At 64.5% G+C, this 13,771-nt stretch carries 16 protein-coding genes; 12 read left to right on the forward strand and 4 right to left on the reverse strand.

Annotation, left to right across the window (positions count from 1 at the left end; genetic code table 11):
* Positions 1 to 139 precede the first annotated feature (139 nt).
* Genes rpsP through rplS form a run of 4 tightly spaced genes read left to right on the forward strand, consistent with a single transcriptional unit; the run spans position 140 to position 2,159 of the window.
* Positions 140 to 397, forward strand: coding sequence for a 30S ribosomal protein S16 (gene rpsP, locus CIW53_RS08945; RefSeq protein WP_113724110.1), 258 nt, complete (start codon positions 140 to 142; stop codon positions 395 to 397).
* A 2-nt stretch (positions 398 to 399) separates the two neighbouring features.
* Positions 400 to 915: a ribosome maturation factor RimM gene (rimM, locus tag CIW53_RS08950; protein ID WP_149364374.1), complete on the forward strand. Its 516-nt coding sequence runs from the start codon at positions 400 to 402 to the stop codon at positions 913 to 915.
* A 36-nt stretch (positions 916 to 951) separates the two neighbouring features.
* Entirely contained in the window at positions 952 to 1,710 is a 759-nt protein-coding gene (gene trmD, locus CIW53_RS08955) for a tRNA (guanosine(37)-N1)-methyltransferase TrmD (RefSeq protein WP_149364375.1), read from the forward strand.
* Between the two features lie 44 nt (positions 1,711 to 1,754).
* Positions 1,755 to 2,159: a 50S ribosomal protein L19 gene (rplS, locus tag CIW53_RS08960; RefSeq protein ID WP_149364376.1), complete on the forward strand. Its 405-nt coding sequence runs from the start codon at positions 1,755 to 1,757 to the stop codon at positions 2,157 to 2,159.
* Between the two features lie 264 nt (positions 2,160 to 2,423).
* On the opposite strand, the gene CIW53_RS08965 is transcribed toward rplS, so the two are convergent.
* Positions 2,424 to 4,466: a GGDEF domain-containing phosphodiesterase gene (locus CIW53_RS08965; RefSeq protein WP_149364377.1), complete on the reverse strand. Its 2,043-nt coding sequence runs from the start codon at positions 4,464 to 4,466 to the stop codon at positions 2,424 to 2,426.
* 132 nt (positions 4,467 to 4,598) lie between these two features.
* On the reverse strand, positions 4,599 to 5,615 hold the full coding sequence (gene epmB / locus CIW53_RS08970) for an EF-P beta-lysylation protein EpmB (RefSeq protein ID WP_149364378.1): 1,017 nt from the start codon (positions 5,613 to 5,615) through the stop codon (positions 4,599 to 4,601).
* A gap of 86 nt (positions 5,616 to 5,701) precedes the next feature.
* On the opposite strand from epmB, the gene efp reads away from it, so the two are divergent.
* The 7 genes from efp (at position 5,702) to folE2 (ending at position 11,479) form a co-directional block, all read left to right on the forward strand.
* Positions 5,702 to 6,280, forward strand: a complete 579-nt coding sequence (efp, locus tag CIW53_RS08975) for an elongation factor P (protein WP_149364379.1) — start codon at positions 5,702 to 5,704, stop codon at positions 6,278 to 6,280.
* 217 nt (positions 6,281 to 6,497) lie between these two features.
* A complete protein-coding gene (locus CIW53_RS08980; protein ID WP_149364380.1) occupies positions 6,498 to 7,829 on the forward strand; it encodes a TRZ/ATZ family hydrolase in 1,332 nt (443 codons plus the stop codon).
* A 13-nt stretch (positions 7,830 to 7,842) separates the two neighbouring features.
* On the forward strand, positions 7,843 to 8,097 hold the full coding sequence (locus CIW53_RS08985; RefSeq protein WP_149364381.1) for a YciI family protein: 255 nt from the start codon (positions 7,843 to 7,845) through the stop codon (positions 8,095 to 8,097).
* A gap of 92 nt (positions 8,098 to 8,189) precedes the next feature.
* Complete coding sequence (ubiG, locus tag CIW53_RS08990) at positions 8,190 to 8,894, forward strand: bifunctional 2-polyprenyl-6-hydroxyphenol methylase/3-demethylubiquinol 3-O-methyltransferase UbiG (protein WP_149364382.1); 705 nt, start codon at positions 8,190 to 8,192, stop codon at positions 8,892 to 8,894.
* Positions 8,891 to 9,571: a phosphoglycolate phosphatase gene (gene gph, locus CIW53_RS08995; protein ID WP_149364383.1), complete on the forward strand. Its 681-nt coding sequence runs from the start codon at positions 8,891 to 8,893 to the stop codon at positions 9,569 to 9,571. The genes ubiG and gph overlap by 4 nt, the downstream gene beginning before the upstream one ends.
* A complete protein-coding gene (locus CIW53_RS09000; RefSeq protein ID WP_149364384.1) occupies positions 9,568 to 10,422 on the forward strand; it encodes a phytoene synthase in 855 nt (284 codons plus the stop codon). The genes gph and CIW53_RS09000 overlap by 4 nt, the downstream gene beginning before the upstream one ends.
* A 109-nt stretch (positions 10,423 to 10,531) precedes the next feature.
* Positions 10,532 to 11,479 (forward strand): GTP cyclohydrolase FolE2, encoded by a 948-nt coding sequence (gene folE2 / locus CIW53_RS09005; RefSeq protein ID WP_149364385.1) that lies wholly within the window; start codon positions 10,532 to 10,534, stop codon positions 11,477 to 11,479.
* Positions 11,480 to 11,582: 103 nt separating this feature from the next.
* Here the strand turns inward: folE2 and yidD are convergent, their stop codons facing one another.
* Positions 11,583 to 11,831 (reverse strand): membrane protein insertion efficiency factor YidD, encoded by a 249-nt coding sequence (gene yidD, locus CIW53_RS09010; protein WP_149364505.1) that lies wholly within the window; start codon positions 11,829 to 11,831, stop codon positions 11,583 to 11,585.
* Positions 11,832 to 11,909: 78 nt separating this feature from the next.
* Here yidD and dksA point away from each other — a divergent pair, with 78 nt between their 5' ends.
* Entirely contained in the window at positions 11,910 to 13,202 is a 1,293-nt protein-coding gene (dksA, locus tag CIW53_RS17915) for an RNA polymerase-binding protein DksA (RefSeq protein ID WP_242451834.1), read from the forward strand.
* A 131-nt stretch (positions 13,203 to 13,333) separates the two neighbouring features.
* Here the strand turns inward: dksA and CIW53_RS09020 are convergent, their stop codons facing one another.
* Positions 13,334 to 13,765, reverse strand: coding sequence for a SufE family protein (locus tag CIW53_RS09020; protein WP_149364386.1), 432 nt, complete (start codon positions 13,763 to 13,765; stop codon positions 13,334 to 13,336).
* Positions 13,766 to 13,771: the final 6 nt, after the last annotated feature.

Consider the following 13,771-nt stretch of genomic DNA (forward strand, 5'->3'; position numbering starts at 1 on the left):
TTACCCTCTTTTCTCACTCCTCTCCACTCAGTCCTGCTCTGAAACTCTTCCATTTTCCCGAAAACCCGCTAAAATGCCCCGTTTACCGCGCACGACTCTCGTGTGCCTGCCGCCCGTTCGGCAATTCTGGAGTTTTACCATGGTCAAGATTCGTCTTTCGCGCGGTGGCGCCAAGGGCCGTCCGTTCTACCACGTCGTCGTGACCGACCAGCGCAGCAAGCGCGACGGCCGCAACATCGAGAACATCGGTTATTACAACCCGGTCGCGTCGGGCAAGGACAAGCGCCTTGAGCTGAACGTCGAGCGCGTCAAGGAATGGGTGGGCAAGGGCGCCCAGCTGACCGACAAGGTCGCTGCCCTGGTCAAGGAAGCGGGCAAGCAGCAGGCTGCTGCCTGAGTATGACTGCAGCCGGTCGGCGCGTCCTGATCGGGCGCATCGTCGGGCTGTATGGCGTGCAGGGCTGGCTCAAGATCGAATCCTGGGCCGAGCCGCGCATGCGGATCTTCGATTACCAGCCGTGGCTGCTCGGTGCAGCGCCTGGCGCGGAAACGCAGGTCTCGGGAGTGAAGGGTCGTACGCAGGGCAAGGGCATGGTGGCCCAACTGCCCGGGGTGGATGACCGCGAACAGGCAACTGCGCTGATCGGCACCGACATTTATGTCGCCCGTGAGCAGCTGCCTCCTCCCGCGAAGGATGAGTATTACTGGGTCGATCTCGAAGGGCTTGAGGTCGTCACCACGCAAGACGTGCAGTTGGGGCGGGTCAGTCACCTGTTCGCCACCGGTGCCAACGATGTCGTGGTGGTCAGGGACGGCGCGCGAGAGCGGCTGATTCCTTTCGTCCAGGGTTCGTATGTGTGTTCGGTGGACTTGTCCGCAGGGCGCATGGTGGTGGACTGGGATCCTGAATTCTGACGTCGCCGGGTTGCGGGACTCGAGGATTTTCGGATCATGCGTATCGATGTCGTTAGCCTGTTTCCCGACTTCGTGCGCCAGTGCGCTGCCGTCGGTGTCGTGGGACGCGCGCAGCAACGCGAGTTGCTGCAGGTGGAAGCCTGGAATCCGCGCGACTACGCCACCGACAAGCATCGCAGCGTGGACAGCAGCTCATATGGCGGCGGTCCCGGCATGGTGATGATGATCGAGCCGTTGCGCACGACCCTGGCGGCCATGCGTGACGCGGCACCGGAACCGGTGCATCTGGTTTATCTCAGTCCGCAGGGAGCGCGGCTGACGCAGGGCAGGGTGGAAGCGCTGGCGAAGTTGCCGCGCATCGGCTTGCTTTGTGGACGTTACGAAGGTGTGGACGAGCGTCTGCTGGCGCACGAGGTCGACGAGGAGCTTTCCATCGGCGACTATGTGCTGTCCGGCGGCGAGTTGGCCGCGGCGGTGATCATCGACGCGGTGGGACGCTTGCAGGACGGCGCGTTGAACGACGCGCAGTCGGCCGAGCAGGATTCCTTTTCGGATGGCCTGCTGGATTGTCCGCATTATGGAAAACCGGTGCATGACGCGCTGGGTGATGTACCGGCGGTGTTGCTGTCCGGCGACCACGTGGCGATTGCCCGCTGGCGTCTGAAGCAATCGCTGGGACGAACCTGGTTGCGGCGCCCGGACTTGTTGTCACAGCGCGGACTGGATGTGAAATCCCGGGCCTTGCTGGATGAATTCCGCCGTGAGCATTCGCGGCAAGACGATTCGACCAAGTGATGGTCGCATCATTGATATCGCTAAAGTGAACCGACAGGTGCGCCATGAACAAGATCATTGAACAGTTCGAATCCGAGCAGATCGTCCGCCAGCTGCCGGAATTCAGCCCCGGCGACACCGTGGTGGTCAACGTCAAGGTGAAGGAAGGCAACCGCGAGCGCGTGCAGGCGTTCGAGGGCATCGTCATCGCCAAGCGCAGCCGCGGCCTGCATTCGGCCTTCACCGTGCGCAAGATCTCTCACGGCACCGGCGTGGAGCGCGTGTTCCAGGCGCACAGCCCGGCCATCGACTCGCTGACCGTGAAGCGCAAGGGCAAGGTGCGTGGCGCCAAGCTGTATTACCTGCGTGGCTTGGAAGGCAAGGCTGCCCGCATCAAGGAAGACGTCGCCGCTGCTGCCACTGCCAAAGCCAATGCCAAGGCCGCCGCTGCTGCTGCAGCTGCCGAATAAGCCATCTCGCAATAGAAGCGTGCATACAAGAAACCCGCGGATCGCTCCGCGGGTTTCTTGCTGTTCCGGATCCGGACAGGCGGTGCCGCCAGGACGGGCGGTCGCGGTGGCTTCCAGGATGGCTGAAAGAGGGCTGTCTGCCCATTTTCAACACGTCGAATCCGCCGCATGTCCGTACCCGTCTGCGCCAGATCAGGCGCAAGCGGGCTTGATGTGCTGACTAGTCATCCATGGCCGGCGCCGGCAGGGCGTTTCAAGGCGTGGCTAGGTCAGCCGCTGTGGCTCCTGCAGGAAGTTGCCCTGCACGAAGTCCACGCCGCAGGCGAACAGCAGCGAAGTGCTGGTGGCGTCTTCGACCCATTCGGCGATCGTCAGGCGCTTGAGTTCGCGTGCCTGCTGACAGATCTCGGTGACCTTCCTCTGGTTCTCCGGGTGCCGCGGCAATTCGGCCATGTAGCTGCGGTCGATCTTCAGGTAATCGGCATCGATATGGTTGAGCAACTGGAATGAGTTCAGGCCGGATCCGAACTGTTCGAGGGCGAACTGGCCGCCGATCTTCTTCCAGTCGTTGACGAACTCCTGCGCCGGGCGCAACAGGGTCATCACCTTGCTTTCGGTCATTTCGAGCACGATCCGGCCGCGCTTCAGGGCTGCCTTCTTGAGCCGCTCGGCCAGCCAAGGCAGCAGCTCCGGATCCTGCAGCGAAGCGGCCGTGAGCTTGATGAAATACGTGGTGTGCTGGCCCTGGCCCTCGTGCGCCTGCAGTGCGGTAATGGCCTTGTCGAGAACCCAGCGGTCGATCGCCGTGGTGAGATTGTGCTTTTCGGCGATCGGCATGAAGAAGCCAGGCAATACTTCGCCCTGAGGGCCGTTCATGCGCAGCAGGATTTCCGAATAGTCGCCTTCGGCATCCTGCAGGCTGATGGTCTGCTGGTGGTAGAGCACCAGGCCATTGCTGACGAGCGCCTGCTGCAGAAGCTCCAGCCAATAGCGATCGCGCTCCTCGTCGGCTTTTTCGCGGGCCGCCGGGTCGTGCAGTTCCACCTTGCTGCCGCCCAGGCTCTGCGCCGTACGCAGCGCCTGGCTGGCCTGGTTGAGCAGCAGCTCGGTGTTGGCGTTCTTCTCGCCCAGCAGACTGCCGCCGATGCTGGCGGTGACGGTGATCGAGCGGGAACCGGCATCGAAGATCTCGTTGCTGACGCTGTGCTGCAGCTTCGCTATCCAGTCCCTGATCGCCTCATCGGGGCGCGAGTTCAGCACCACGCCGAGGGTGTGCTCGGCGAGCATGCCGGCAACATCGTCGGCGCCGAGCAGCATGCGGATGCGGTCGGCGAAACCGGCAAGCAATTCATCGGCCTTGCCCAGGCCGATGCCGCCCACCAGCGAAGTCCAGTTGTCGGGTTCGATCAACAGCAGTGACTGGCCTTTCTTGCCCTTGGCTGCCGCGGTGACCGCATCGTCGATGCATTCCAGCATGCGTGGCCGGTTGAACAGGCCGGTGACTGGATCACGCTGCAGTTGTTCCAGCACGGCGGGATCGACCAGTTGGCGGCGGAACACGATTTGCAGGCAGGGCTCGCCCTCGAACGTGGCGGGTGCGAATTCCACCGTGGCATCGAACTGGCTGCCGTCGGCGCGGCGCGCGTGCAAGGTGAGTTGCGAGGGCAGCTTTTCCTGCCGCGCGTGGCCACGGAGCAGCGCCTTGAACTCGTCCGCATGGGACGAGTCGATCATGTCGAGCACAGGCAGCCCGAGCAGATCGTCGAAGCTGTCATAGCCGAAGGTATCCAGGTAGGCCTGGTTGGCGCGCACGTGCATGCCTTCGTGGACGTAGGCGATGGCATCGGTGGAGGAGTCGAGGAGCGCGTCGCACCGGCGCTCCGATTCACGCAGCGAGGTCTCCAGTCGACGTACCTGGCGGCGCGTCTGCAGTGATTCGAATTCGCGTTGAAGTACGGCAATCAGTTGCTTCGGCTGGCTGCGTGAGGCGACGCCACGGGCACCATGGACAAACAGGTCCGCCACGGTCTGGTTGTCCATCGCGTTGACCAGGCCGAGCAGCGAATAGTCTCGGCCGTAGGCGTCGAGTATCTGCACGGTTTCGCGCAATTCGATGGTGGTGACTGCGGGATCGAACATCACCACGTCCGGTTCCAGTTCGCCCACGGTGGCCTTGAGCTCTTCGACGTTGGTGGCGCGGGCCGGGCGCACGGCGATGCCCGTATTTCGCAGCAGGCTGATGATCTGCTCGGCTTCCTCAAGCGAGTTTTCGATGAAGAGGATCTTGATGACGTAATCTTTTTTCATGGGGCGCCGAGCTGTCCGTTGATCTTCGCGGTTGCACTGGTCCGGAGTGGATGCCTGTTCGTTATCGATGTTTGTAGCGGATTCCGCCAGCAGCCGCCAGCGAAAACCGCCCTACGTCACTCGTCAGCTCGTTCACAACGGCCGCTTTGAAGAGTCGCCGCCAACTTCACGTACCAGCCTCGGCACCAGGTAGCCAGGGAGACGGGCGCGCAATGCCTCGACCAGCTTCAGTGCGCGGGCGTCGTCCACTTCGAAATGGGCGGTGCCGTGCACACGATCGAGCTGGTGCAGGTAATACGGCAGCACTCCGGCCGCGAACAGTCGCTCGGACAAGTCGGTCAGCGTGTCGGCATCGTCGTTGACGCCGCGCAGCAGCACCGACTGGTTGAGCACGGTGGCTCCGGCCTCGCGCAAGTGCGCGCAGGCGGCATCGACACCGGCGTCAAGTTCGTTGGCATGGTTGGCATGCAGCACCACCACCTTCTGTAACGGCAGCGCGGCGAACCAATTGAGGAAGGATCGATCAATCCGCTCGGGCAGCACCACCGGCAGGCGGCTGTGGATGCGCAGGCGAATGACCTGGGGAAGCTCGGCGAGGCCGCGGCCCAGTTCTTCCAGCTTGCTGGTGGCCAGCGAGAGCGGATCGCCTCCGGAAAGGATCAGTTCGCTGATCGAGCCGTCCCGGCGCAAATGCTCCAGTGCCTGCTGCCATTGGCCGGCAGCGGCGATTTCCTCGCCATAGGGAAAGTGCCGGCGGAAACAATAGCGGCAGTTGATCGCGCAGCTGCCGCTGGCGATCAGCAGCGCACGGCCGTGATATTTGTGCAGCAGGCCGCGGGCCTCTCGCGCGGCCATGTCGCCGACCGCGTCGGTGACGAAGCCGGGTACCTCGTCCAGTTCGGCCAACTGCGGCAATACCTGCAGCAGCAACGGATCGCGCGCATCGCCATGGCGCATGCGCGCGACGAAGCCGCGCGGCACGCGCACCCGGAAACCGGCGTCAGCTGCTGGCAGGCGGTCGGCGAGGTGCTGCAACCCGAGCAGGGCAAGCAGTTCGGCGGCATCGGTAACAGCCTCGCGCCAGAGCTGGCGCCAGTCGGTCGGGGACGAGGGCGATGTAATGCGGGCAACGGGGCTTGCGGTTATCATGGCGGGCCTTGGGCGGGCGCTCAGCCCGTGACAGATACCCATTTTAGCCGTCCTGCGGGGCGGTTTTACCTCTGGAGCAATAACGCATGGCGACCCTTGGCCTCAATGACGTCAAAACGGGCAAGAAGATCCTTCACAACGGTGACCCCTGGGTCATCACCGAAGCGGACTTCGTCAAGCCGGGCAAGGGGCAGGCGTTCACCCGAATCCGCATCCGCAACCTGAAAGACGGGCGCACCACCGAGCAGACGCTCAAGTCCAGCGATTCCTTCGAGGAAGCGGATGTCACCGATACCGACATGCAGCTTTCCTTCATCGATGGCCTCGGGAAGGACCGGCTGTGGCACTTCATGAACATGGAAACCTTCGAGATGGTGCCGGCAACGCTGGCCGCGATGGGTGACGCGTGGAAGTGGCTCAAGGGCGAGGAAGAGTGCGTGGTCACGCTGTTCAACGGCGCCATCGTCGCCGTGCAGCCGCCGAAGTTCGTCGAGCTGAAGATCACCGAGACCGACCCGGGCGTTCGCGGCGACACCTCCGGCGGCGGCGGCAAGCCGGCCACGCTGGAGACCGGTGCCGTGGTGCGCGTGCCGCTGTTCGTCAATCAGGACGAAGTGATCAAGGTCGATACCCGCACCGGCGAGTACGACAGCCGCGTCAAGTGACGAACCGGCGCGCGAGCTCCGCTCGCGCCTTTGCCGGTTCGTCATCCCTGCGAAGGCAGGGATCCAGTGGAACACTCGTGCGCAGCATACTTCGCCTTTCGTACAAACAGCACGGCACTGGATCCCGGCTTTCGCCGGAATCGACGAAACATGGGGCGGGCGCCGCAAGGTGTGCCGCCCCATGTTGCATCCACCACCCGCAGGAAGTCCGTCCAGGATGAGCCAGATGCCCCCACAACCCATCGACCTGCTGATCGAAGCACGCTGGGTCGTGCCAGTCGAACCGCATGCCGTCGTACTGGAAAACCACGCCGTGGCAGTACAGGGTGACCGCATCGTGGCGTTGTTGCCGATCGCCGAAGCGCGAACCGTCTACACACCGCGCGAACGCGTCGAACTGGGCGAGCACGCGCTGATGCCCGGCCTGGTCAACAGCCACACGCACAATCCGATGACCCTGCTGCGCGGCCTCGCCGACGACCTTCCGCTGATGGTCTGGCTGCAGCAGCACATCTGGCCGGCCGAGGCGAAGGTGATCGGGCCGGAATTCGTGCGTGACGGGGTCGAACTGGCGGTGGCCGAGATGCTGCGTGGCGGCACCACCTGCGCCAACGAAAACTACTTTTTCCCCGACGCGATCGGTGCGACCTATCGGCGCATGGGCTTCCGCGCGGTGGTGGGCCTGCCAGTGATCGAGTTTCCCACCCCCTGGGCGAAAACCCAGGACGAGTATTTCGCGCGCGCCGGCGAGGTGCACGACAGTTTCATCGGCGATGGCCTGATCACCACGGCATTCGCGCCGCACGCGCCTTACACGGTGTCGGACGAGAGCTTCGAGCGCATTCGCGTGCTGTCCGACCAGCTCGACATCCCGGTGCACCTGCACACGCACGAGACCGCACACGAGGTCGAAGACGAGAAGGCCAAGAGCGGCCTGCGCCCGTTCCAGCGCCTGCAGAAGCTGGGCCTGGTCAACGACCGCCTGATCGCCGTGCACATGACCCAGCTGACCGATGGCGAGATCGCCGCCTGCGCCGCTGCCGGCGTGTCGGTGGTGCATTGCCCTGAGTCCAACCTCAAGCTCGCCTCCGGGTTCTGCCCGGCGGAGAAACTGCGCCTGGCCGGCGTCAACGTGGCGATCGGCACGGACGGCTGCGCCTCGAACAACGACCTGGACATGTTCGGCGAGATGCGCACCGCGGCATTGCTGGCCAAGGCAGTGGCCGGCGACGCGGCGGCGTTCGACGCGGCGTTCGCGCTGCGCGCGGCCACGCTCAACGGCGCGAAGGCGATCGGGCTGGAAGCGAAGATCGGCTCGATCGAAGTGGGCAAGCAGGCTGATTTCGCCGCCGTGCGGTTGAGCGAGCTGGAAACCCAGCCGATGTTCCACGTCATTTCGCAACTGGTCTACGCTACCGGTCGCCACCAGGTCAGCGACGTGTGGATCGCCGGCAAGCGCAAGCTGACGTCACGCGAGCTTGTCGACGTCGACACTGCCGCGATCCTCGACAAGACGCGCGCCTGGCGCGAGCGCATCGCCGAGGCATGAACCGGAGCTTCCGATGAACCGTTATCTGATTCTGCTTATCCGACTGCCGCATCTCGACCCGGCCGTGCTGCCGTTGCACCTGGCCTTTCTGGACGGTCTGCGCGAACAGGGCCGGGTGGAGTTGTCCGGCGGTTTCAGCGACAAATCCGGCGGCGCGTACCTGCTGCACGCGGCCGACCTGGCCGAAGCCACTGCGATTGCGCACAGCGATCCGGCGCATGTCAGCGGCGGCTGGCATATCACGGTGTACGAATGGCTGGCGTCTTAACTTTTGCGTTCCTCCATGAACGCGAAAATCAAGAGGCGGCCATCCATGGCCGCACTTTTCAATAAACCCATGTACTCACCGTGGACTCGAACATGATCGCCGCCAACGCAAGCCCCGAGGAAATCGCCCGCTTCGACAGCCTGGCGGCGCGCTGGTGGGATCCCGACGGCGAGTCGCGCCCGCTGCACGACCTCAACCCGGTGCGTGCCGCGTACATCGCGGCGCGCGTCGACCTGCGCGATGCGAAGGTCGCCGATGTCGGCTGCGGCGGAGGCCTGTTGAGCGAGGCGCTGACGCGGGCCGGCGCGAAAGTCATCGGCATCGATCTCGGCGAGAAGGTGATCGAAACCGCAAGGCTGCACCTGCACGAGTCGAACCTCGGCGTCGATTACCGCGTGCAGTCCTCGACCGAACTGGCTGCGGCCGAGCCGGAAAGTTTCGACGCGGTGTGCTGCATGGAATTGATCGAGCACGTACCCGATCCGGCGGCGCTGGTGAACGATCTGGCTGCGATGCTGAAACCGGGCGGGCGGCTGTTCATGTCCACCATCAACCGCACGCCGGCTGCATTCGGCGCGGCGATCGTCGGTGCCGAATACGTCATGCGCATGCTGCCGCGTGGCACGCACCACTATGCGCAATTCCTGAAGCCGTCCGAACTGGGCCGGTTGCTGCGCCATGCGGGGCTTGAGCTGGAAGACGTTTCCGGGCTGGGTTACAACCCGCTCAACCGCAAGGCATGGTTGAGCCGGGTTACGGCCGTCAATTACGTGCTCAGCGCGCAGAAGCCGGCATGAAGCCCTTGCCCGAAAACATCCAGGGCGTGCTGTTCGACCTGGACGGCACCTTGCTCGACAGCGCTCCCGATCTGTACGCCGCATTGCTGGCGCAATGCACGGAAGAGGGCGCGCCGCCGCCGCCGTACGCGCCGGTGCGCGAAGTGGTCTCGCGCGGTGCGCGTGCCGTGCTGCGCTGCGCGTTTGCCGATCGCGGCGAGCCTGCGCTGGAAGCGCTGGTGCCGCGTTACCTGCAGCTGTACCAGGACATGCTGGCGCAGCAGACGCGCGCGTTCGACGGTGTCGACGCGCTGCTTGCGCGGATCGAGGCGCATGGACTGCGCTGGGGCATCGTCACCAACAAGGCCGCTTTTCTCACCGACGAACTGGTCGCCCGCATCGGTTGGTCGCAGCGCGCCAGCGCGGTGGTTTCCGGCGATACGCTGGCTGTGAAGAAGCCCGATCCTGCACCGGTGCTGCTGGCCTGCGAACGCGCCGGCGTGGCGCCCGCGCAAAGCCTGTTCGTCGGCGACGACCGCCGCGACGTCCAGGCCGGTGCCGCCGCCGGCCTGTACACGGTGGCGGTGAGCTGGGGTTACCTCGACGGCGGCGATCCCCACGGCTGGGGTGCCGATGTCGTGCTGGACCATCCGGCCGAGCTGGTCGAACTGCTTAAATTGCAACCGGTACCGGCATGATCGAGCTGGTCGAACAGAATGCCGTGTTGCAGGGCTTCATCGACAAGTGGCTGGCGGTGCAACCGCAGCAGCGCATCGCGCTGGTATTCGTCGATGGCCGGCGTTATCCCGGCCATGTCGCGTTGGCTGCGCTGGAGCAGGAGTTGCTCGGCGCGGCTTACGGCATCCGCGAGCCGCAGGTGGCCGCGGCCAAGCTCAATTGGTGGGCGGAGGAACTGGCTGGTGCGCCGGCCAGCGGCGGTCGTCATCCACTGACCCAGGTGCTGTTCGACGACGAACGCGCGCATGCGATCGCCAGCGACCGGTGGCTGGCGCCGGTGCTGGCCGCGATGGCGCAACTGGAGCAGGGCACCGCCGCCGACTTTTCGGCACAGCTCGATGCGGCGATGCCGTTGCACGGCGCATTGGCCGCGCTGGAAACCGCCTGGTGGTACGGTGCTGACGCGTCATCGGCGCGGGCAACGCGGGTCGCGATGTTGAACCATCTGCTGCATGCGCTGCTGCGGCTGGAGCAGGACGCCGAACGCGATCGCCTGCCGCTGCCGATGGCGCGACTGGCGAGGCATGGCCTGATCCGCGCGCAATTGCGCAGCCATAGTGCGGCACGACAGCAGGCGATCAAGGCGCAACTGGACGACCTGCTGACCAGCTGGGCGGAGTCGGCCACGCTGGCCGGGCCGCTCAGCGTGTTTCGCGCGCTGGAATCGCGCCACGCGAACAAGCTGGCGCAGCGCGCGGCGCGGGCTGGTGATTCGCTGGCGGTATTGCAGGCCGGCCAGTCGCGCACCGGGTTGGCAACTTCATTGCAGGCGTGGCAGGCCGCCCGCGCATGGCGCCGACAGATGGCCTGAAACGACCCGGGACGCAGTGTTTCCGTCACGCCACTGTTGCGCGGCAGCCTGCTTGCCCCAAGATTGCTTGCTTCGCGGCGACCCGTTCGCCGATGTCAGGACTCCCATCATGCCGAACCAGGAAAATACCGCCCGCCTGCTGCCCGACGTCGCCGTGCACGCGCAACCGCATCTTGCCGGCGCGCTGGACTGGGTCGGCATGGCCGACATCCAGGTGCCGGTGCTGTTCGATGCCGGCGATGGCCAGGCGCAGCGCGCCAGCGCCCGGGTCGGCGCCTTCGTCAACCTGAACCGGCCGGACAAGCGCGGCATCCACATGTCGCGCCTGTACCTGCAGGTCGAGCAGGCGCTGAGCACGCAGACGCTGAGTGCCGACATGTTGCATGCGCTGCTGCGCGGCTTCCTCGACTCGCACAAGGACCTGTCCGACCGCGCCTGCATCAGCATCCATTTCGAGCACCTGGTGCGCCGCCCGGCCCTGAAAAGTGCCAACAGCGGCTGGCGCGCGTACCCCGTATGCATCGAGGCCAGCCTCACCGGCGACGAGTTCCTGCTCGAGTTCGGCACCGAAGTGGTCTACTCCTCGACCTGCCCGGCCTCGGCCGCGCTGTCGCGCCAGTTGATCCAGGACCAGTTCGCCAGCGACTTCGATGCCGGCAAGCCGCTAGACCACGCCGCGGTGCTGGCCTGGCTCGGCAGCGAGCGCGGCATCGTGGCCACCCCGCATGCCCAGCGCAGCGTGGCGCGCCTGCGCATCCGCACGGCGATCGGCGCGGGCTTCCATCTGATCGGCCTGATCGATCGCGTCGAGCATGCGCTCGGCACGCCGGTGCAGACCGCGGTGAAGCGCGAGGACGAACAGGCCTTCGCGTTGGCCAACGGCGGCAACCTGATGTTCTGCGAGGATGCCGCCCGGCGCATCCAGAAGACGCTCGACGCCGACCCGGCGCTCAGTGATTTCCACATCCGCGTGGAACATCAGGAGAGCCTGCATCCGCATGACGCGGTGGCGTACGCGAGCAAGGGCGTGGAAGGTGGCTACGGCTCGACGCCGTGAGTCGTAAAGGCCTGGTTGGGTCGTAGCCGCTGCGCTGAAGGTTGGCGACCTTGCCGTTCACCTTCGCGCCTGCCTAATGCTTCAGAGGCATGTTCCGCGTTTTTCAATCTCCCGCGCAACGGCAGCGGGGGTAATGAAAATGTTCGGGCACCGGGTCTTCGCCACCGGTGCACAAAGGCTGGCAACGCAGCAGCCGCCACCCGGCCAGCAGGCTGCCGCGCCAGGGGCCGAAACGGGTGACGGCAATCCGTGCATAATCGGAGCAACTGGGGTGAAAACGGCAGCGAGGTCCGAGCAATGGACTGAGCCAGCGCTTGTACAAACGGAGCAGCCACAGTATCAATCGAGTCAGGAAATTCACGTTGCCGGAACAGCTTGCAGCCTGTAGTGGTACAAGTATTCCAGAAGCGGGCTTGCCGGTGTAGCAAGCATGGGCTATAACACCCGGCCGCCAAGGCCAAAAATGGTGAGGGATATGGCGAAAACGACACGTAGTGCCACCGCCGCCAAGGCGCAGAAGGGAAAGGCTACGACCAAGTCGCACGATGCGAAGGCCGGCAAGTCGAAGACAGCTGCCACAAAGGGGCGGATCGTGAAGAGCGCCAGCAAGACACCCGCCAAAGCAAGTCGCAAGGCCACCAAGCCAGCGGCCAAGGCTCCCGTGAAGAAAGCCCCTGTGAAAAAATCCACGGCCAAGCCGGTGGCTGCGAAGAAGCCAGCCGGCAAATCTGCGGCAGCCAAGGCCGTCGCCAAGCCACAAGCGAAGAAGGCCAGCCCGGTTGCAAAGCGCCCGGTCGGGAAAGCCACGGCCAAGAAAGTCGTCGCGAAGAAGGTCGCCGTCAAGAAAGTCGTCGCAAAAAAAATTGTCGCCGGGAAAGCCAAAACCAGCAGCAAGCCCGTTGCCAAGGCAGCTGGCAAACCTTCAGCCAAGCCCGTCGCGAAGAAAGCCGCAGTGCCGCCCAAGCCTGCGTCGAAACATGTTGCAAAACCGGTGGCTGCGCCTGTTCGTTCGGACAAGTCCGCGTCGGCACCCGTTGCGAAATCCGCAGGCAAGTCGAGCGCCAAGGCGGCGCCGGCTCCGGCAGCAGTGGTCAAGAAAGTTCCCCCGTCGCCCGCCAGTGCGCTCTTCAAGGGCAAGGTGGCGAGTGCTACCGCCATGGTGACACCGCGCGCGGCCCCGGCTGCCGCAGGTCACGCCTCTTCTCACAAGAACCAGAAAAATTTGTCGTCCTCAATGAATAAATCCGCTGCAAAAAAAATCGATAACGGTATTACCCGTGAAGACGGGCGGTACGCACTTCCTTCCACCAGCACGATCACGCTGCCCAAGGGTTATCGCCCCTCTGCCAACGAGGAGTACATGAACCCGCAGCACCTGGCCTATTTCCGCAACAAGCTGCGCGACTGGCGTGACCAGTTGGTGGAAGAGTCGCGGCAGACCATGGACAACCTGCGCGAAGAAGTGCGTGATGTCGGTGACGAAGCCGAGCGCGCCACCCGCGAAACGGAGAACTCGCTGGAATTGCGTACCCGCGATCGCTATCGCAAGTTGATCTCCAAGATCGACAAGGCGCTGCGCCGGATCGAGGATGGCAGTTACGGCTTCTGCGAGGAAACCGACGAGGAAATCGGCGTCGATCGCCTCGATGCGCGCCCGATCGCCACGCTGTCGCTGGACGCCCAGGAACGGCGCGAACACCTGCAGAAGCAGATGGGAGATTGATTTCTGCGCTCCTCCGTGAGCGCAAAGATCAAACCCGGCATCCATGCCGGACTTTTCAAAAGAGCCCCGCTTCGAGCGGGGCTTTTGCGTGGAGCGAAGCGAAAGGCGGTGCTGAGTCGCTTCCTCACCCTTTAGCTTGTGGCCGCCGCGGCATAACCCTTCAGCTTCGCCAGCATTGCCGCCAGCCCGTTCGAGCGCGTTGGCGAGAGATGCTTGGCCAGTCCGATCGTGCCGATGAACGTGGGCTCGGTGGCGACGATCTCCTGCGCGGAACGATCCGAGTACACCCGCAGCACCAGTGCAATCAGGCCGGACACGATCGCCGAATCGCTGACCGCCTCGAAATGCATCTTCGATGCATCGCCACTGGGCACCAGCCACACCATCGACTGGCAGCCATGCACGCGGTATGCCTCGACCTTGCTGGCCTCGGGGAATGGCGGGAGCTGCCGGCCGAGATCGATCAGATACTGGTAGCGCTCGGTCCAGTCGCCGAAGAAGGCGAACTCCTCGGCGATGTCCTGTTGCGCCTGTTCGGCGCTGGTGGTGGCGATGGCGTTCATGCGCGC

Source organism: Rhodanobacter sp. T12-5 (assembly GCF_008329435.1).
Lineage (GTDB): Bacteria > Pseudomonadota > Gammaproteobacteria > Xanthomonadales > Rhodanobacteraceae > Rhodanobacter.

Excerpts from the sequence above, each read along its gene's own strand:
- rpsP (WP_113724110.1), top strand. The coding sequence starts at position 140 with ATGGTCAAGATTCGTCTTTCGCGCGGTGGCGCCAAGGGCCGTCCGTTC.
- rimM (WP_149364374.1), top strand. The coding sequence starts at position 400 with ATGACTGCAGCCGGTCGGCGCGTCCTGATCGGGCGCATCGTCGGGCTG.
- trmD (WP_149364375.1), top strand. The coding sequence starts at position 952 with ATGCGTATCGATGTCGTTAGCCTGTTTCCCGACTTCGTGCGCCAGTGC.
- rplS (WP_149364376.1), top strand. The coding sequence starts at position 1,755 with ATGAACAAGATCATTGAACAGTTCGAATCCGAGCAGATCGTCCGCCAG.
- CIW53_RS08965 (WP_149364377.1), bottom strand. The coding sequence starts at position 4,466 with ATGAAAAAAGATTACGTCATCAAGATCCTCTTCATCGAAAACTCGCTT.
- epmB (WP_149364378.1), bottom strand. The coding sequence starts at position 5,615 with ATGATAACCGCAAGCCCCGTTGCCCGCATTACATCGCCCTCGTCCCCG.
- efp (WP_149364379.1), top strand. The coding sequence starts at position 5,702 with ATGGCGACCCTTGGCCTCAATGACGTCAAAACGGGCAAGAAGATCCTT.
- CIW53_RS08980 (WP_149364380.1), top strand. The coding sequence starts at position 6,498 with ATGAGCCAGATGCCCCCACAACCCATCGACCTGCTGATCGAAGCACGC.
- CIW53_RS08985 (WP_149364381.1), top strand. The coding sequence starts at position 7,843 with ATGAACCGTTATCTGATTCTGCTTATCCGACTGCCGCATCTCGACCCG.
- ubiG (WP_149364382.1), top strand. The coding sequence starts at position 8,190 with ATGATCGCCGCCAACGCAAGCCCCGAGGAAATCGCCCGCTTCGACAGC.
- gph (WP_149364383.1), top strand. The coding sequence starts at position 8,891 with ATGAAGCCCTTGCCCGAAAACATCCAGGGCGTGCTGTTCGACCTGGAC.
- CIW53_RS09000 (WP_149364384.1), top strand. The coding sequence starts at position 9,568 with ATGATCGAGCTGGTCGAACAGAATGCCGTGTTGCAGGGCTTCATCGAC.
- folE2 (WP_149364385.1), top strand. The coding sequence starts at position 10,532 with ATGCCGAACCAGGAAAATACCGCCCGCCTGCTGCCCGACGTCGCCGTG.
- dksA (WP_242451834.1), top strand. The coding sequence starts at position 11,910 with ATGGGCTATAACACCCGGCCGCCAAGGCCAAAAATGGTGAGGGATATG.
- CIW53_RS09020 (WP_149364386.1), bottom strand. The coding sequence starts at position 13,765 with ATGAACGCCATCGCCACCACCAGCGCCGAACAGGCGCAACAGGACATC.